General features: G+C 42.1%; 20 protein-coding genes. 4 read left to right on the top strand and 16 right to left on the bottom strand.

All coding sequences use genetic code 11. From position 1 onward, the window contains the following. The gene (locus tag RDQ32_RS00205; protein WP_308578580.1) at nt 1-1,287 is read right to left on the bottom strand and encodes a bifunctional glycosyltransferase family 2/GtrA family protein; all 1,287 of its coding nucleotides are present in this window, start codon (nt 1,285-1,287) and stop codon (nt 1-3) included. A gap of 257 nt (nt 1,288-1,544) precedes the next feature. Between RDQ32_RS00205 and RDQ32_RS00200 the strand changes: the two genes are divergently transcribed. Further along, nucleotides 1,545-2,282 (top strand): DUF6577 family protein, encoded by a 738-nt coding sequence (locus RDQ32_RS00200; RefSeq protein WP_308578578.1) that lies wholly within the window; start codon nt 1,545-1,547, stop codon nt 2,280-2,282. A gap of 93 nt (nt 2,283-2,375) precedes the next feature. Here RDQ32_RS00200 and RDQ32_RS00195 read toward each other — a convergent pair whose 3' ends face one another. From RDQ32_RS00195 to RDQ32_RS00185, 3 genes are all read right to left on the bottom strand, one after another. After that, nucleotides 2,376-2,936, bottom strand: a complete 561-nt coding sequence (locus RDQ32_RS00195; RefSeq protein ID WP_308578575.1) for an MFS transporter — start codon at nt 2,934-2,936, stop codon at nt 2,376-2,378. Nucleotides 2,937-3,041: 105 nt separating this feature from the next. Further along, complete coding sequence (locus RDQ32_RS00190; RefSeq protein WP_308578572.1) at nt 3,042-3,623, bottom strand: MFS transporter; 582 nt, start codon at nt 3,621-3,623, stop codon at nt 3,042-3,044. A 162-nt stretch (nt 3,624-3,785) separates the two neighbouring features. Next, entirely contained in the window at nt 3,786-4,499 is a 714-nt protein-coding gene (locus RDQ32_RS00185) for a metallophosphoesterase (protein ID WP_308578570.1), read from the bottom strand. 304 nt (nt 4,500-4,803) lie between these two features. Between RDQ32_RS00185 and RDQ32_RS00180 the strand changes: the two genes are divergently transcribed. Further along, nucleotides 4,804-5,571: a nucleoside phosphorylase gene (locus RDQ32_RS00180; RefSeq protein WP_308578568.1), complete on the top strand. Its 768-nt coding sequence runs from the start codon at nt 4,804-4,806 to the stop codon at nt 5,569-5,571. A gap of 72 nt (nt 5,572-5,643) precedes the next feature. On the opposite strand, the gene RDQ32_RS00175 is transcribed toward RDQ32_RS00180, so the two are convergent. Further along, a complete protein-coding gene (locus tag RDQ32_RS00175) occupies nt 5,644-6,090 on the bottom strand; it encodes a putative toxin-antitoxin system toxin component, PIN family (protein WP_308578567.1) in 447 nt (148 codons plus the stop codon). A gap of 3 nt (nt 6,091-6,093) precedes the next feature. Beyond that, nucleotides 6,094-6,387: a type II toxin-antitoxin system RelB/DinJ family antitoxin gene (locus RDQ32_RS00170; RefSeq protein WP_308578566.1), complete on the bottom strand. Its 294-nt coding sequence runs from the start codon at nt 6,385-6,387 to the stop codon at nt 6,094-6,096. Between the two features lie 426 nt (nt 6,388-6,813). Here RDQ32_RS00170 and RDQ32_RS00165 point away from each other — a divergent pair, with 426 nt between their 5' ends. After that, nucleotides 6,814-7,809: a helix-turn-helix transcriptional regulator gene (locus tag RDQ32_RS00165; protein ID WP_308578565.1), complete on the top strand. Its 996-nt coding sequence runs from the start codon at nt 6,814-6,816 to the stop codon at nt 7,807-7,809. Between the two features lie 219 nt (nt 7,810-8,028). Here RDQ32_RS00165 and RDQ32_RS00160 read toward each other — a convergent pair whose 3' ends face one another. From RDQ32_RS00160 to RDQ32_RS00140, 5 genes are all read right to left on the bottom strand, one after another. Continuing rightward, on the bottom strand, nt 8,029-9,555 hold the full coding sequence (locus RDQ32_RS00160; RefSeq protein WP_308578563.1) for a carbohydrate-binding domain-containing protein: 1,527 nt from the start codon (nt 9,553-9,555) through the stop codon (nt 8,029-8,031). A 253-nt stretch (nt 9,556-9,808) separates the two neighbouring features. Next, nucleotides 9,809-10,231 (bottom strand): PIN domain-containing protein, encoded by a 423-nt coding sequence (locus RDQ32_RS00155; protein WP_007157165.1) that lies wholly within the window; start codon nt 10,229-10,231, stop codon nt 9,809-9,811. Continuing rightward, a complete protein-coding gene (locus tag RDQ32_RS00150) occupies nt 10,228-10,443 on the bottom strand; it encodes a type II toxin-antitoxin system Phd/YefM family antitoxin (RefSeq protein WP_007157166.1) in 216 nt (71 codons plus the stop codon). The genes RDQ32_RS00155 and RDQ32_RS00150 overlap by 4 nt, the downstream gene beginning before the upstream one ends. Before the next feature lie 72 nt (nt 10,444-10,515). Next, a complete protein-coding gene (locus RDQ32_RS00145) occupies nt 10,516-10,764 on the bottom strand; it encodes a hypothetical protein (protein ID WP_242650887.1) in 249 nt (82 codons plus the stop codon). Nucleotides 10,765-11,144: 380 nt separating this feature from the next. Beyond that, nucleotides 11,145-11,645: a hypothetical protein gene (locus RDQ32_RS00140; RefSeq protein WP_308578560.1), complete on the bottom strand. Its 501-nt coding sequence runs from the start codon at nt 11,643-11,645 to the stop codon at nt 11,145-11,147. A 273-nt stretch (nt 11,646-11,918) separates the two neighbouring features. On the opposite strand from RDQ32_RS00140, the gene RDQ32_RS00135 reads away from it, so the two are divergent. Continuing rightward, nucleotides 11,919-12,113: a hypothetical protein gene (locus RDQ32_RS00135; RefSeq protein WP_007157169.1), complete on the top strand. Its 195-nt coding sequence runs from the start codon at nt 11,919-11,921 to the stop codon at nt 12,111-12,113. A gap of 148 nt (nt 12,114-12,261) precedes the next feature. Here RDQ32_RS00135 and RDQ32_RS00130 read toward each other — a convergent pair whose 3' ends face one another. The 5 genes from RDQ32_RS00130 to RDQ32_RS00110 all read right to left on the bottom strand — a co-directional run bounded on the left by RDQ32_RS00130 (nt 12,262) and on the right by RDQ32_RS00110 (nt 16,159). Beyond that, complete coding sequence (locus RDQ32_RS00130) at nt 12,262-13,152, bottom strand: DUF4367 domain-containing protein (protein WP_308578558.1); 891 nt, start codon at nt 13,150-13,152, stop codon at nt 12,262-12,264. Further along, nucleotides 13,149-13,703, bottom strand: coding sequence for an RNA polymerase sigma factor (locus RDQ32_RS00125; RefSeq protein ID WP_308578557.1), 555 nt, complete (start codon nt 13,701-13,703; stop codon nt 13,149-13,151). The genes RDQ32_RS00130 and RDQ32_RS00125 overlap by 4 nt, the downstream gene beginning before the upstream one ends. Before the next feature lie 110 nt (nt 13,704-13,813). Further along, nucleotides 13,814-14,722 carry a magnesium transporter CorA family protein gene (locus RDQ32_RS00120; RefSeq protein ID WP_308578556.1) on the bottom strand — a complete coding sequence of 303 codons (909 nt, stop codon included), beginning with the start codon at nt 14,720-14,722 and terminating at the stop codon, nt 13,814-13,816. A gap of 198 nt (nt 14,723-14,920) precedes the next feature. Further along, on the bottom strand, nt 14,921-15,643 hold the full coding sequence (locus tag RDQ32_RS00115) for a class I SAM-dependent methyltransferase (RefSeq protein WP_308578554.1): 723 nt from the start codon (nt 15,641-15,643) through the stop codon (nt 14,921-14,923). Between the two features lie 33 nt (nt 15,644-15,676). Continuing rightward, complete coding sequence (locus RDQ32_RS00110; protein WP_183682237.1) at nt 15,677-16,159, bottom strand: pyridoxamine 5'-phosphate oxidase family protein; 483 nt, start codon at nt 16,157-16,159, stop codon at nt 15,677-15,679. Between the last annotated feature and the right edge of the window lie 129 nt (nt 16,160-16,288).

Below are 16,288 nucleotides of genomic sequence, written 5' to 3'. Positions count from 1 at the left end.
TTATGCCTGTACCTGCATAATCTGCTTGTTTTTCTCTTTTAAGGCTTCTTCAAAAACCACTAATTCCTCATCCATTTTTCCGGAAAATGCCATAGAGGCTTCTGTCTTTGTTAATCCACGGGACCTCATAAGCCCTTTCTCCTTCACCCCTGCTTTCTTGCTGTTTTTCTTTCCGAAAATCCATTTCTTTTGCACGAAGTAGGATAAGCAGAACAACAAGCCTTCCGTTAAAATCTTCGCCAAGTAAGGATTCATTCCCAAGCTTCCTACAATTCCCGATAGGATGAAGCTGTTAATTAAGAAGATAAATGCTGCCAGTCCTAGATAGGAAAGGTACTCTTCCTTCTTAAAGCTCTTTAATGCGGATAGATTCCACTTAGTTCCCTTCTGCACTCTAGCGTTTTCCATCCTCTTTTTGCTTTCTGCAATATCTTCCTTCTCTCCATTCGTGGAAAATACCATGGTCTTGTTTAAGAAGAAATTTATGTGTAGGGAAATGACTCTTGCCAGGAAATTCGATACAAACAGTCCTCCTGTAATCAGGAAGAAGAAACTGTAGAGCAAGAAATCCGCCAGGAAAGATACTAAGGAGCTGGCAGAGAATTTTAAAATCTGCTTGTAGATCCGATAGGAATCCTTCACCGTATCAAAATGGCTTTCCGCATTGTCATTGATATATACCGTTTCAATAGGCACTTCTTCCATAGGCACTCCTTCCTTTGCCAAATACAAAAGCACATTCATTTCATACTCATAACGTTCCCCCGGAATCGTTAACATTTCCGGAATCATCTTTCCGGAAAATGCTCTCATCCCTGTCTGGGTATCCTTTACTTCCACCCCTGTGCAAAGATGAAACACCTCTTTGGTAATGCTGTTTCCGATTCTGGAACGAAGGGGAGAATCCTTGGACTGGGTTCTGCTGCCAAGAATCAGAGTATCTTTTTTCTCCTCTGCTACAGAAAGTAGATTGAGGGCGTCTTTCAGCAAATGCTGTCCATCCGCATCTAAGGTGATAAGGGTAAAATCCCCTTGCAGTCCCGCATTTTCCTTCTGCAAATACTCCAAGCCCGCCTTTAAAGCAGCACCCTTTCCTCTATTTTCCGGGAAGGACAGCACTCTGGCCTCCGTTTCCCGTTCTATCTTATGGAAGAGAGACAAATACTCCTCTCCCGAGCCGTCATTTACAATCAGGCAATCCATGTCATTTTCTTCAATTCCTTTTACAAATTCCAATAACTGTATATTTGGTTTATAAGCCGGTATTAAGGCAATCCTCTTTTTCATGCTTATCCCTCCTTGTCTGCTTTCGTTTCCTGAAAGGAAGGTTGGAAGCACTTGCTTCAATTCCTTTCATGGCTGGAGTATAGGAAAAAAAACTGAAATGAAGCTGAAAAAGATGAAAAAAAGTGGTTTTAGCCATATCAGCAAAATATAAGAATTTTGCCGATATGGCATTGCAACTTCACTGTTAAGTGATATATTATATAGTGAACCATAACGGCAAAAAAACAAGAATTTGCCGCTATAGAAAAGAGGTCTGGATGAAGGATTATTTACTTAGGGAAACATTACCTGACTATACCGTTTCAAGACAGGATATCTTAAAGCTGGTACAAAAAAGCGATCCTCTTTTTCGTGAAGGACAGCTTAAAGGATTACTTTCATACATGATTGAAAATTCAAAACTCGAACATATCGGACGAAACCAATATAGAAAAGTCATAGATTCAGCGAATACGATAAAATATGAAAATCAATACTCCGATATTTCCTTGCAAATAATTTCTATTATGGATGAGGAATTTCCTTTGATTGAATACAGAATTTGGGAATTCAGCTGGCTGAATGAATTTCTCAATCATCAGATTGGCCGCAATTACATCTTCCTTGAGGTAGAAAAGGACGGATGCGAATTTGTATTCGAGCGAATAGTATCTGAATTTGCGGGAAAAGTACTTCTAAAACCTGATTTAAACCAGATTCTTCGCTATGGCATCGATAACAGCATAATCATCGATCGTCTAATTAGTGAATCTCCAAAAGGAAGGAATAATCAGCATCAACTGGCAATTGAAAAACTGATAGTTGATTTATTTGCTAACAAGCGGCTAAAGGACATGCTCTCTTTCGGAGATTATCCGGCGGCTTTGGAGGCTATTTTTTCATTATATAAAGTCGATCAAGTAAAAATGTTTCGGTACGCACGACGCAGAAACAAAGAAAGAGAACTACGGGAATTCCTTCAAAATAAAACGAACATTGAGCTGAAGGTTGGGTGATGTATGATAACAAGAGAATTCTTCAAGAAGAGCACTTGAAATTACAATTTGTAGCCTTATTGGAAATTGCTTTGGGCCGAATTTAAAACGTCCCTAATTTCCAGTCCCCTCACTGATATCCGGCTCATAGAGCCTGCGAACCTCTTTTTGCCTGACTAAAATCAGAACAAAACCGGCCAGTAAGGTGAACGTTCCGCCAATCGTAATGCATAACCGATAATCCAGAATCTCTCCGAGAAAGCCCATCACCAAAGAAAATGCACTGCAGCCGGCTGTAACCAGAACCCCCTGGAAAGCGTTGACCCGAGACCGAAGTCTCTCCGGAATATACCTCTGTACGGCTGCATCTCTTATGATGGCGCTGTTACTCCCGAGAAAGCCGCAAATTCCTCTGTTTAAAAGCATCAAAGGATAAGGAAGCCAGAGCAAACACATATCCATCGCGGAATATGTTTGATAGACAAAAAACGCGAAACCGAACTTCTTCTTATCCGGAATTTTAATTCGATATTGTAATGCACTGCCGATGGACCTTCCTATAAACTCCACCACGGAAAATGCGGCATACATTGCCGCCGTGAATCCCGGAAAAGTACGAAAAAAAGCGATGAGAAGGGGAGAATAGGCACAGGTAACACCATTGCTCACCGCCATATATTCATAAAGACCTAAAAGGCCGCGTTCTTTCTTTAAATACTGTACCGCCTCCCGTATGTCCGAGACCCATGCCTGAAGAGAATAGGGTTCGGAATGATGTCGTTACGTTTCATCCAAACGAATAAAGCTCTCCGTTATAGCGGCAAGAAGCGATAGTCCGCCCTGCGCAATCAGAATCCATGCCACACCGAACGTATCCAAAAGTACCGCGGCAAACGGGGTCATAATCACCGTTAAAACCGGATAAAGCATGGAAGATACCGCGTAACCCTTTTGCTCCGCGCCTTTCGGGATAAGCTCCGGATAAATACTGGTGAAGGCCAACTCGTCTACCGATCCGAGACAGGCCAGAAGCAAAGACAGCGCGAGATACCCAATGTAGGAAAAGTCAAAAAACAATAGCCATAGTCCCATGCCGAAAATCAAAAAGGAATTTGCAACATCTCCCATGACCAGAAAAGTCTTTCTCGGAAGTCGATCCATAATAGGCGCAATGACGATAGGGATAAACAGGAAGGGAAGAAGCTGTATTGCGAGAATCAGAGCGGATGCCAAAGTGCTCCCGGTTTCATCGAAAACCAGGAATGCCAGCGCAAAACCTCCTGCAATTCCCCCGATAGTACCCATCGTAGACGCAAGAATCACCAAGCTGAAATTTCGATTCCAAAGTTTTGTTGTTTCCATAGCAAGCACCTCAGTAAAAAGTATAATAATTCCGCGACAATCACGAAAAACAAATGCCAGCAGTTTTTCGCTTAGTACCCTACCCGTTGGGCGAGCTTAGCGAGAGCGTGCCTAGATTTCAGGCCTATATTACTTAGAAAAGCATTTATTCCAGCCCTTTTCTTAGACCTCTACCACCTCATACTCCCCCGTCTCCGAATCTATCACCGCCATGGCAGATTCCCCAATCTGCGTACCTTCCCTATCCGTAGAGAAAACATCTGTAAAGATCATTCCCCCCTGCTCCATGATTTTTTCCACCGGAGTATGACCCACAACCTGCTTATATTTTTCCCCTCGAAATGCCTTTCTCCGTACATCCAATGCTCTTAGCCAAAGGGGCGATTCATCATTCCATAGCTTATCCTGAGAAGCAGTATTTACCGAATGAAGGACTTCATCTATATCCGCATCCAAGAGTTTCTTGTTTAGACTTTTTACAAATTCCGTGCTAAGACCTGCATGGGAAAACAAAACTCGACCTATTCTATGCATAATGTTGATTTGAGAGGAATTTTTCAGGCTCTTTTCCAGCTCTTCCAGTTTTTCCATAACCGTCCGCTCCGCATAAGGAGAATAGCCGCTTTCCAGTCGTCCCCAAGGATAGCTTAGGTCATGGTTTCCATAGCACCAAAGGGTATCCGGATAGTCCTTGGCAAATGCAATAGCCCTGTCGTAGATTGCTCTGTATCGATCAATCTGAAATTCCATATCCCAATCATCAGGCATATCCATAAGACAGACTGCCCTATCTGCCTTACCGGACTTTAAGACATTTTCCGCCTTATCGAATATCCAAGTTTTTAAATGCACATCCGGTATGACCAGTACTTTCATATTATCCCACTCCTCTACTCTACAGCTTTTCTGCTCTACAGCTTTTTCTACTCCACAATTTCCCCTTCTATATAGCACAAAGCAATATACTCTCGAGACTGATAATAAAAGTCCGTGTTATAGTCAGATAAATATTTTTCTATCCAAGACACGTATGCTTCCATTACAATTTAAATATTTAAATTCCCTTAGCATTTTCCTTCTTGCGAATCTCTTATTTTCCCATGTATACTAGGACTTTATAAAAAATATTGCTATTATTTTACCATAAAATACTTTTAAAAAGAGAAAAATAGAGGCCAAAATGAGTATTCAAAAACACGAAATTCCCATCTTAGAATTTGATTCCGACCCCTGTGCCGTTTTAGATCCAAGTCACGAAGCACTGGATGTGCATTTTCCGGAGAGGGCTGTTTTTGCCTTTTTACAGGACACGGTTGAAAAATATGCCTTACAGCATGGCGGAAAGGTACTGACCCATTTTCTCTCCGCCACCATGCATTATCCCATTTTTTTATTGGAGGAAAATGGAATTCCCTTCCTCTTGGTACAGGCTCCTGTAGGTGCCGCCCCTGCCGCACAGATTCTGGATTGGCTCATTGCCCATGGCGTAAAAAAAGTCATCAGCAGCGGTTCCTGCGGTGTATTGGTTCATAAGGAGGAAGGCGTTTTTCTGGTTCCGAAAAAAGCACTGCGAGACGAAGGCACTTCCTACCATTATCTTCCTCCCTCCCGCTTCGTGGACATAGAGGAAGCCCCAAGAAAGGCTATCGAAAAGATTCTGCGCTCCCATCATTTGCCCTATGAAGAGGTAACTACCTGGTCCACCGACGGATTTTTCCGGGAAACCAAAGAAAAGGTGGAATATAGAAAGTCGGAAGCTTGTACTGTTGTGGAAATGGAGTCTTCCGCCCTGGCAGCCGTAGCAAAGATGCGGGATATTCAATGGGGTAGTCTGCTCTACACCGGAGATTCTTTGGCAAATGTAGAGGAACACGATATGCGTTCCTTCGGTATTGGTTCCCGGGAAATCGCCCTTCGTCTAAGCATTGAATCGGTTTTGGAAATGTAGAACTTCCATATTATTAAGTGACAGCCTCTCCAATTTTGCAGACAGTGTCTACAAAAGCCTTGGATAAGCGCATCATCCATCACTATTTGCTTCCTCCGGGAGTAACTTTCCACCGTTCTCTAGGATCGTCAGCATTTCCCTCGGCGTCACCACATAGGGCTTCAGCGGGAAATGTTTGATGTTTCCGGTCACCAGATTAGCGTCACTATCTTTTCTGGCTTCCATAGTGACCGCATAGAAGATTGCATCCTTCGGGTCGGGCAGGTTTTCCTCCAGCTTCTCCGGGACAAGGAACACACCACGCATCCGAATCCCATCCGTCACAGCTTGGATATCCTCTTCCTTAAAGGGGAATTTCTTCCGCCGTAGTACCTCTTCGTATTCAGTCATGATTTCATCGCTAAGGAGAGGAACAATGCTTCCCACAAGAGCCTGTTCCAGAATCGCTCCGGGCACGGAATCCCAGCGAAGAAGAGCGGAAACCAGTACGTTGGTATCTATCACAGCATATAGCTTCATACGTTATTTCCCATTCCTTACAGCATCAATCTCCGCATTGATTTCATCCAGTGTCATGTCGGCTACACCGGCATTCTCCGCATCACTACTCATGCGCTTCATGGCTGCAACAGCTGCAGTCGCCTTATAGTTCTCTTCCGGCAAAATCATGCTGAATGGAATACCGCGCACCTGCACAGAACGAGTCAGGAACATGCGGATTGCCGTGGGCAGGTCAAGGCCGAGCTGAGAATATACATCGGAAGCTTCCTTCCGAAGGTTGTCGTCTATACGAAGCTGAAGTAATCCATTTGCCATGCTTACACCTCCATTAAAATCTGCATTTATTTGTAATGCAATCGTACTATATTTCTCTTAATAATTCAAGTGAATTACAAACTCATGCAGGCAGGAGTTCAAAGACTGTACTCAATCTTTCTTCTTCCACTAAAGTCAAGTTCGGGATATAATAATCCCCGACAAGCGCATATCGATTCTCATTTTCCGAAACTGTTGTTTCAATTCACTCATCACACTTCTCCATTCTGAAACTTTTCTTCGAAATATTATTTTTCCTTGGAAAATCAAGGCTTTGCAACCGCCAGTTGTCAAATTGACAAGCCCTCTTTCTTCCCTGCAACCGCATTTTTTATTAGTATGGGAGACGTAAAGACGGAGTGAGCCAAGACATTTTCCGAGAAGGGAAATTCCGGTAAACACAGATAATTATAAAAGGAGCAGAATATGATACTTGCAGACAAGATTATAGAATTAAGAAAGAAAAACGGTTGGTCTCAGGAGGATCTGGCGGAGAAGCTGGAGGTCAGCAGGCAGTCCATTTCCAAATGGGAGGGCGCCCAGTCCGTTCCTGATATGAATAAGATTTTGAAGTTGTCCGAGGTCTTTTCCGTAAGCACTGATTACCTCTTAAAGGATGAGATAGAGCTGGACAGTCCGGGAGAAGATCCAAAGATTGATACGGAATCCTCCCTAAAGGAAGTTCCTGTTTCCATGGAGGAAGCCAATGCCTTTCTTGAACACAAGAATCAAGCAGCTTCCCAGATTGCTCTGGGCGTATTGCTTTGTATCCTTTCCCCCAGCCTATTGATTGTTTTAAGCACTCTTCAGGAAAGTTCTCTTCTTTCTCTATCAGAGGGAAAAGCAGTCGGGATTGGTGTGCTCTTCCTCTTCCTTTTGGCAGGAGCAGGAGTAGCCTTATTTATCAAAAACTCCATTGAAGGGGATCGATTCCATTATATAGAAAAAGAGCTTCTGAATACTGCTTATGGGGTAAATGGTATGGTGCAGGAGAAAAAATCCCGTTACCAGGGAACTTATACTTCTCAGATGATTTTAGGTATTTTTCTTTGCATCATTGCGGCAAGTCCCATCTTTATCAGTATGATTATTTATGGGGAAGATGATCTCCATACCGCTCTTGCCGTGCCTTTCCTTCTGCTTTTTGTGGCCGTTGGCGTGTTTCGGATTGTCAAAACGAATATTATTTGGGATGCCTTGAACATGCTTTTAGAGCAAGGGGATTATAGAAGGGAGAAAAAGATGGATGAGTACAAAAATGAAAACGTCGGGCAAATTTACTGGTGCTTGGTAATCGCTATCTATCTGGGCTACAGTTTTATTACCCGGCGCTGGGACATTAGCTGGATTGTTTGGCCGGTAGCCGGAGTGGGCTATGGGGCAGTACGCGGCATTGTCAATTCCTTTAGAACGAAGATTTAATGCCTTGTTTAAATAGCTCTTCTTTGAGAATATACTGATTCGAGGAAATCCGATTTTTCATCCCTTCTTCAGTCTATATTCTTTTCTAAAAAGCACCCCCGGAATACTTTTCTCCAAAGTATTGGATTAAAAGTATTCCGGGGGTATTTATTTCCCTAAACGATATTAGTTGTTTTCACTATTACTTCCCTGACTACTTGGTGGCTCCGGCATAGTCAGTTAATTTCCATTAGCATCTGTCGGCTTCTCAGGTGGCTGTCCCATAGAGCCGTTTCCGCTAGTTGTACCGCCATTTTCCCCGGGAGCTCCACTTGGAGGAGCACCGTTTCCACCGCCAAAGCCCATGCCGCTGCTTTGCTCCCCTATGGTATTCTCTCCTGCAGAAATCGTGATTTCTTCGCTATTGCTTCCTGCACTTACGGTATAGGTCTCTCCTGTCACAAGCTTCTCAGAGGAAAGAATCACTGCCGTAAAATCGTTGGTCGGTGTGTAGCTAAGCACTACATTCCCACTCTTGTCTGTTACCTTCACCTCTGTTCCGCCACTTACTGCAGTAGAGTAGAACACATTGATAAAGTTCTGGGTAGAACTGCTGTCGAAGGATTTAAACATTTCCTGCACACCGGTGCTGACAAAAGTTCCGCCGGTAATCGTTGCCTTTCCGTTATAGTCTAAAGCTACATCCGGCCCTGAAGCAGGTCCGGAAACATTTAAGGTGCCGCCTTCGATATATACCTGACCGTTGGAGTCAATACCATCTCCGCCTGCTGTCACATTTACCGTACCGCCTGTAATACGGAAATAGGTATCCGCCTGATTTTCCTCTCCGTAAGCTTCTTTTTCCTCATCTGTAGCGCTGTCATCAATCAAGCCACGGGCATTGATACCATCATTGCTCGCCACGATGTCAATGGTTCCGCCGTTAATATCAATGGTAACAGCCTCCAGACCTTCTCCAACCTTCTCCATCTTAATGGTTCCGCTGTTGATGACCAAGGCTCCGTCTGTAGTGATACCGTCATCCTCTACATTGATGGTGATTTCCGCATTTTCAATGGTAACGGAGTCGGTTCCCTTGATGGCCTTTCCTACAGATTCAATGTTAATCTTTCCGCCTAAGATTATGAGATTATCCTTTGCCTTAAGGGCTGTTGCATAGTTGGAGCTGATATTCAAAGTTCCGTTTCCGTTAATGGTCAAATCCTGCTTTACAAAGAGGGTTGCATCCGGCTCATCCTCTCCCTCCGCGTAATTATATGTTGTACCGTCTGTGATGGTGTTGGTAGTGCCATCCACTAAGGTCAGCACAATCTTACGTCCCGTAGCTGCGTTAATGACGGAGGAAGTTGTATTTGTGATGTTTACGCCGTTGAAAACGATGTGTACCAGGTCTTCGTCTCCCACCTCCGTAATGATCTGTCCGTTGAACTCTCCGCTAAAGACATAGGTTCCGGCCTTGGTAATGACAATATTGCCATCCGTATAGCTTGCGCCCTCACCGGTAATCTTGGCATTTCCGCTACTCAACTCAATCTTGGTATCGGAGTCAGAATAAGAAGTATTTAAGTCTTCCTCGGAATAACTTGCCGTTGTTTTTGTGGAAGTGTTCGTTGCCACCGCCTCTGTGCTCTGGGCAGTAGTTGCTGCCGCTGTTGTAGCAGTCTTTGCATTGGAACATCCTACGATGGCCATACTCATTGCCATTGCCGCCAGCCATATACTCATTTTATTTTTATTCTTTTTCATACTGTCCTCTTTTCTGTGATTGGGTTGCTCTTTACACGCCCTACTATCGCAGAAACTTATGTTTAACTTGTGTATGAAATGTGTAAAACGTATGAAATTGCATTTTATTGCATATTTATCCGTTTTTAGATTTTTATTGTGTCTACAATACAAAATGTCCTCATTATTTCACTTACTATTCTTTATGCATAAAAAAGAAGCCTCTTGGGCTCCTAAAATAGAACTAAAGTATTCTTTTTATTTCTAAGTTCATTTAAAGACTTTTCTCACAATATTTTATAAACTCTTTCGGTGTGTACACTTTAACGGAAGAGTTCTTATAGTCTTTTGTATTTCTGGTCACGATACCATCTGCCTTTATTCGAAGAGCCGTCTCCATCATTACCGCATCTTCAAAATCCTTTGCCTCGGAAATCAAGGCATTGAAAATATCCTCAGACAAAGTATCTGCCACTTTTAAAACTCCCAATAAACGATTCAACTTGTCCTTCGCTTCTTTGTCACTATGTGTGCAGCGTCTTGTTAAGTAGTAAATATCTGTTGTTGACTTTGCAGTTATATAAGCAGAGAATATCTCCATTGCTAAAAGGCGAAAAATTTGATAGGCATCCTCTGCAAAGGGCTCCCTCCCCTGCAAAAAATCTATCACAATACAAGTATCTAATAATATTTTCATATCTGATTCATTCTCTCCTCGCGAGCTTCTTCTAAATTTAAGTCAGAAGGTACACTGGAAAATAACTCGTCTACAAGTTTTAATTTGTCTTGATACGGTGAAACCAACTTAGCAATCGGTCTACCATTTTTTGTGATGCAAATATCTTCTTTCTCCGCCAGTAATAAGTACTTACTTAAGTTCAACTTTAACTCCGTTGCAGTAATAGACATAGTTGTCCCTCCTTTTTCCTTAGTATAAAAGAATCGTACGATTTCTGCAATGAAAATCGTACGATTCTATCCCTATCCAATATCTCTTCTAGCTTGCCTGCTAAGCCTTCCTCTTCGAAAGCACTCTTCGGTTTCCCTGGGTTCCACACAATGTTTTCCCTTTTCCGCCAGAATTTCTTTAATCCTAAGATAATCCTCCAGAAGTTCTACTTCCCCTATAAAAACTAAATACTCGTTTTTAAATACGGAATCCAGAATCTTTGACGTGCTGTTCTTCTTGTAAAGGCTAAAGTGGGGCGAAAAACGCACTCTACTTCCCATACCCTCATGGAGTTGAAAATCCACAAATCCTATTTCCGTATAAGGAATCCTCCGACTTTCCCCCTTATGGTAAAGAAGTACTATCTCCTCTTCATACAGAATTGCTTCCACAATATAAGTAAGAAAGAAACATTTGTAGATATCCCATACGCAAAAGGCGGAATACATAGTGAGCAGTCCATACAGAAGCCACACACTCTTATCTAAGCCCAATTGCCTATATATCAGAAAAAATATCCCCAGTAAGAAAAGAAGACCAAAGAAAGAAAAAATCGGATTGGGCGAATAGTACCTAATTTGCCAGTGGCAGGATCCATTTTCATCTAAATAAGTATTAGACTTTATTTTCCACATGAAGCCACCACTTTCTCCAGCTACTTTTATTGCTCTTCATACACAATGACATAGGCCTTAACCTGGTCACTGCCCTTAACAATGGAAAGAGGAACCTCTGCAATAGCCTTTCCGGTCTGCCCCTTGTAATACTCGTTTCTATCTTCTGCGGAATAAAAATACATAGCTGCAGAATAAACATGCCCTGCTTCCAAATCGATATCAATACTAAGCTTTTCACTGACCAAATTCTTATTGCCTGTAACGCCTGCCTCTGTAGAGCGGAAAATACCTTCCAATCTATGCTGACCCGGCTCCAAGGCTACGATAGTCTGCATATATTCTCCCTGCGTATGGGAAAATGCGGAAAGGCTGTTTCCGTCAATAGCAACATGATCGCAGTACAAATGTAAGAGTGCCTTATACGCATTATCCGCATTAAATTGCTGTTCCCCTGCCTTACGCTTTTTTTGAAAGCTCATCATGACAACAAATAAAACTGCCCACACAACTACCACACCGGCTACAATCATAATAGTCTGATTCATCTTGTTTTCCTCCTGAAAGCTGCTACAAATATTGATAAACAGTAACGTTTACTTCTTCTCCATAATCTCACTTACGGGATAGGAAAAATTCTCTATCCTATACATGCAAAACTATTATAAATTCATCATCTAAGAAGTCAATTAGCTTCCGTAAAAGATTAAGATTTCTCTTGACAGACATTAGTATTCTGCTTACAATTCTTAAGGATTAAAATTAATATTTTCTTTTTTAAGGGAATAAACAAATCACTTTAATTTTTAGGGGGAAGTAAAATGAACCAGCAAACCATGACTATTATCGTTACTCTTGTCTGCTTGGTAATGTGCGTAGGGCAGATTCTTATGATTAAACAAGCTCATGAAAACGGAACAAGCGTACGCATTCGTCCATTGCAAATTATAGCTTGTGCCGTTGTAGCAGTTATGGGCATTTATTCTTTAATTACCGGACATTACTTCTGGGGCTAATGATAGTGCCAAAGTATCAAAAGCAATATAGCCTCAAGGATGATATTGCTTTAAGAAACGTTTAGCTTCTACAATATTTCATAAAAAATCGGACGGTGAAAATTCGCCGTCCGATTTTTTACGCTCCTCCATTGCCTTGACGAGTCTCTTACTCCACCGCCTTTACAATTTCTAAAATCTCCTCTTCCGTCATTGGCTTCTCCTGTGCATTTACCGCATAGCTGAAGCCATTTTCTTCCCATAATGCCAGGGAATATCTTCCGGCTTCACCCTTTAAAGTGACTTTCCTTCCTTCGGAATCCACTTCTTTGCTTTCTGTATACTCCGTATAATCTCCGCTAATGTCTCCTTCAGCTCTTGCTTTTCGGATGGAATATCCTACCGCAGAAGGCTCTTCCTTAGAATAGGCCACTTCAATCATATCCTCTCCGATTACACTGATGGTTTTTTCTGTATAAGGATCTTTTCCCTCAGGAATACGCATGGTAAAACCGGTAAGTTCTGTAGCCTGCTGCATGGACGCAACTTCTTCTACGCTCCGTCCCTTAGCCGTGATCCCGGCAGAGTTCTCTTTCAGTTCTCCGCCCTCTGCGGCAAATTCTTCCGCTTTATCCTGTGTTCCACCGGAGTCCTCCCCTTGTGCTCCCTCCAGCATTACAGAGCTTGGTTTGGCTGCTCTGGGAGCTAAAAACATGAATACTCCGATATAGCAAACAAAGCAGGCCGCAGCTATGGAAGCAGTAAATCCTAAAACCCGAGGAAGGGTAATAAATTTTCTCTTCTTAGCTTCCTGCATTTTAATGACCTTTTTTTCTTTTTCTATACTTTCTCTATTTCCGCCTTCTTCATTATTGCATTCTTTGTATTGGTATTCTTTTTCTTGATTTTCTTTGCTTTCTTTTTCTTTTCTTTCTTTTACTGCGTTTTCCCTATCAACGTTCTCTCCGCCCTTCTTTTGGTAAAATGCCTCCGCTTCCAGAATATATTGGTCACTTACCTCTGTCATTCCCCGAAGCAGTCGCTTGCTGTCCTCTTTCATAAACGATATCCCTCCTGCTCTAAGAAAAGCTTAAGCTGCTCCCTTGTACGGCTTAAACTCATTTTCACCTTACTAAGACCAAAACCGGATTCCTTCGCAATCTCGGATACGGAATCCATAAACCAATATCTTCTCATGAAAATATTTCTGCTCTCCGGTTTCAAGCTAGCCAAAAATGAGTCTATAAGCTCCGAAAGCTCATTACTTTCTCCCGGAATTGGCCCCTTATCCGAAAGGACTTCCGACAGTTCTTCCAGTACCACCGGAACTTCTCCTCCCCCACGCTTTTCCGCATGTAAACTATCATATCGGTCCAAAGAAAGATTCCGAACAATCTTCGATAAAAAAGCCGGCAAATTCTCCGGCTGTTTCGGCGGAATGGCGTTCCAGGTCTTTAAATAAGTATCATTCTCACACTCCTCCGCATCCGCCATAATTTTTAAAATACCATAGGAAATAGAAAGGAGTAAGCGGCTGTATTTATTTTTGGTTTCTGAAATCGCAGTCTCCGCCCTTTGAAAATACAGGGTAATAATCTTTTGGTCTTCCATCCTTCTGAATCCTTATCTATGATTTTACGTTCCTAAAGCTATATTCCCAATGCTTCATTTCCCAATCCCGGCTTCAAATACGTTTTATTCCTTACTTTCTATCCATTCATTTATCTGCGTTTAATAATCCAGCGCATTACCCAGGTTAGGGCTATCCAAATGAGTGCACTCACAGCACAAATTAATACCCAGGCTTTTCGCTCATTCATCAGAGGGAGAGGAACATTCATTCCGAAGAAGCCTGTAATTACCGCCAGGACACTCAGCAAAATTTCAAAAATAGTCAGGGTGCTCAAGTTGTTATTTAAGTCATTGTTCAAAATGTTGTTGTAGGAGTCCAAAAGCTGACGAGCCACGGTAGAAAGAAGCTCCGTCATGGACACCAGCTGTCTGGCCTCCACCATGGCATCATCAAACTGTGCAGACTCCTCTTCATCAAAGCTACGATAAATGGCATGAGCCTGGATATGCTCCAGCAAAAGACGATTTTGCGTAGCGGCGGATCGTAAATAAATCATGCCCACCTCCAAGTCGGAAAGAGCATAGAGATTCTTCTTCGTGGTTTTCTGCCGAAGCAAATGGTTAATCTCATCCTTCTGCTTATCCAAACGCTCAATAATCGGATAGTAGGCATTGGAAATCATTTCCAAGCTTGCAAAGAGTAAGGTATAAATCGAAAGATTCTCTTTTCCATCCACATAATCGCACATCTTCTGAATGATATATACATTGTCCTCATTACTGATGGTCACCAGTCGATTTTTTTGCACAATAAAAGTCAGAGGAACCGTCTCATAATATTCCTTATCCTTTTCCAGATCCAAAACACTGTAAATGAAGGTAACGGTTCCGTCCTCCCGATCATAATCCATGTGGGCATGCTCATTTTCATCCAAAGCATACTCCAGCGTTTTCGGATCAATATCATATTCCTCGTATACTTTGGAATGCTTTGTAATTTCATCCGAGTTAATATTAATCCATGTATTATCGTTGCTTAGCTTTTTCGTAACAAGCATATTTTCCCCTATTTCCACTCTAAAAATCAGGAATTCTATTTGTCCTTCTTCACGCTTTACGGCTTGCTTAATTTTTCCCGACTTTTCCTATCCGCTGTCCGGGATAGGACAAAAACATTTTTATACCTCCCCATTATACGCCAAAATTCACATCTTCTGTAGACAAAATTTCCGCCTTGCCTTAGCTCCCTTCACCTATCAAGACGGAGAACAGAAAGGAACGGTCACAATCATGAATTTTTTTTTTACACAGGAAAAGCAAGCCACCGTCTCCACCCTTTCTACGGAAACCTCTGTGTAGCTTTCCATAAGTCGCTTTCTTAAACCCTCCTCCGTCTCAAATGGTGGTGTAAACAGACCTTTTGGAACATAAATATGCTTGGCAAACCAGTCGGCTCTTTTTACGCCCCCTTCCACATAAAAACAACCGCAGAAAATCCCTCCCGGTTTTAATACGCGGAACACCTCCTGATAAGCCGCTTCCTTGTCCGGAAAAACATGAAAACCATTCATGGATAAAACGATATCAAAGCTTTCCGCCTGAAAAGGAAGAGCTCCCACATCTCCCTGTTGAAAATGAATATTCTCTATCCCCAGTAATGTCGCCCTCTCCTTTGCCGGCTCCATCATTTCCGGCGCATAATCCATACAGACAATCTCTGCTTTAGGAAGCCCTTTATATAAGGGAAGAGTCATGATTCCCGTACCCACAGGAATTTCCAAAAGCCTTCCGGAAAAGTCCTTAGGAATGGAGGATAAGACCTTATTCCGATAATAAAGATTTTTCTCCTTGTCCATGTTCCATACCAAACGGCATAGAAGCTTGCCAGCAATATTTCCATAGGTCATCATTCCGTCATAAAAGCCGGTATGATTGCCAACGGATTGATAGGCATTTTGAATTTCTTCCTTTCGACTCATCTTCTCCTCCTTACATGGAAAATTATAATAAACTTAAGATTCCTTCACCAGCTTTCCTGTCATTCTGTCAATCGTCATGCAAAGCATATTGACTCTTGCCCCGGCTTTTTCTATTTCTTTCTCTATAGACTCCTTCGTCGGATAGAATTTTTCCGCCAGCTTTCTGCATTGTTCTATAACCTTCTCCTGATTCTCTACAGCTTCCACTCGTCCAAGGCATAGCACGGAACGAATATACCAAGGCCATTCTCCTTCTTTTTTGAATCCGGAGTCCATGATGGTGAAGCAAACCTTATTGTTTTTAGCAAGCAGATCCAATTTCAATCCTTCTTTCGCACCGTGAAAATAGAGCTTTCCGTCTTCCTCATCATAAAACTGGTTTAAAGGAATAGCATAGGGATAGTCATTTTCCCCATGAAAAGCCATGACTCCTCTGGGAGCTTCCCGTAAAACTTGAATACACTCTTCTTTAGAAATTTCCTGCTTAAACCGCCTCATTGTTTTAAATTCTTCCATTGTTTCTCCATTTCTCTCAAAACTCTTTTTTACATCCACACTTGTTCTTGCCTAATAAGAAAGCAAAGATTACTATAAGAACATTATACCGTAGTTATTATAGTTTGTTATTATGAAAATGAAGTCTCT

This window comes from uncultured Oribacterium sp., assembly GCF_902481605.1.
Lineage (GTDB): Bacteria > Bacillota > Clostridia > Lachnospirales > Lachnospiraceae > Oribacterium > Oribacterium sinus.
Note: the sequence above shows the minus strand (reverse complement) of the source record. Positions and strands in the feature narration are given on the sequence as shown.

Excerpts from the sequence above, each read along its gene's own strand:
- RDQ32_RS00200 (WP_308578578.1), top strand. The coding sequence starts at position 1,545 with ATGAAGGATTATTTACTTAGGGAAACATTACCTGACTATACCGTTTCA.
- RDQ32_RS00155 (WP_007157165.1), bottom strand. The coding sequence starts at position 10,231 with ATGAAAATATTATTAGATACTTGTATTGTGATAGATTTTTTGCAGGGG.
- RDQ32_RS00195 (WP_308578575.1), bottom strand. The coding sequence starts at position 2,936 with ATGGCGGTGAGCAATGGTGTTACCTGTGCCTATTCTCCCCTTCTCATC.
- RDQ32_RS00145 (WP_242650887.1), bottom strand. The coding sequence starts at position 10,764 with ATGGGAAGTAGAGTGCGTTTTTCGCCCCACTTTAGCCTTTACAAGAAG.
- RDQ32_RS00180 (WP_308578568.1), top strand. The coding sequence starts at position 4,804 with ATGAGTATTCAAAAACACGAAATTCCCATCTTAGAATTTGATTCCGAC.
- RDQ32_RS00170 (WP_308578566.1), bottom strand. The coding sequence starts at position 6,387 with ATGGCAAATGGATTACTTCAGCTTCGTATAGACGACAACCTTCGGAAG.
- RDQ32_RS00150 (WP_007157166.1), bottom strand. The coding sequence starts at position 10,443 with ATGTCTATTACTGCAACGGAGTTAAAGTTGAACTTAAGTAAGTACTTA.
- RDQ32_RS00190 (WP_308578572.1), bottom strand. The coding sequence starts at position 3,623 with ATGGAAACAACAAAACTTTGGAATCGAAATTTCAGCTTGGTGATTCTT.
- RDQ32_RS00120 (WP_308578556.1), bottom strand. The coding sequence starts at position 14,722 with ATGCTTGTTACGAAAAAGCTAAGCAACGATAATACATGGATTAATATT.
- RDQ32_RS00110 (WP_183682237.1), bottom strand. The coding sequence starts at position 16,159 with ATGGAAGAATTTAAAACAATGAGGCGGTTTAAGCAGGAAATTTCTAAA.
- RDQ32_RS00140 (WP_308578560.1), bottom strand. The coding sequence starts at position 11,645 with ATGAATCAGACTATTATGATTGTAGCCGGTGTGGTAGTTGTGTGGGCA.
- RDQ32_RS00160 (WP_308578563.1), bottom strand. The coding sequence starts at position 9,555 with ATGAAAAAGAATAAAAATAAAATGAGTATATGGCTGGCGGCAATGGCA.
- RDQ32_RS00115 (WP_308578554.1), bottom strand. The coding sequence starts at position 15,643 with ATGAGTCGAAAGGAAGAAATTCAAAATGCCTATCAATCCGTTGGCAAT.
- RDQ32_RS00165 (WP_308578565.1), top strand. The coding sequence starts at position 6,814 with ATGATACTTGCAGACAAGATTATAGAATTAAGAAAGAAAAACGGTTGG.
- RDQ32_RS00185 (WP_308578570.1), bottom strand. The coding sequence starts at position 4,499 with ATGAAAGTACTGGTCATACCGGATGTGCATTTAAAAACTTGGATATTC.
- RDQ32_RS00130 (WP_308578558.1), bottom strand. The coding sequence starts at position 13,152 with ATGAAAGAGGACAGCAAGCGACTGCTTCGGGGAATGACAGAGGTAAGT.
- RDQ32_RS00205 (WP_308578580.1), bottom strand. The coding sequence starts at position 1,287 with ATGAAAAAGAGGATTGCCTTAATACCGGCTTATAAACCAAATATACAG.
- RDQ32_RS00175 (WP_308578567.1), bottom strand. The coding sequence starts at position 6,090 with ATGAAGCTATATGCTGTGATAGATACCAACGTACTGGTTTCCGCTCTT.
- RDQ32_RS00125 (WP_308578557.1), bottom strand. The coding sequence starts at position 13,703 with ATGGAAGACCAAAAGATTATTACCCTGTATTTTCAAAGGGCGGAGACT.
- RDQ32_RS00135 (WP_007157169.1), top strand. The coding sequence starts at position 11,919 with ATGAACCAGCAAACCATGACTATTATCGTTACTCTTGTCTGCTTGGTA.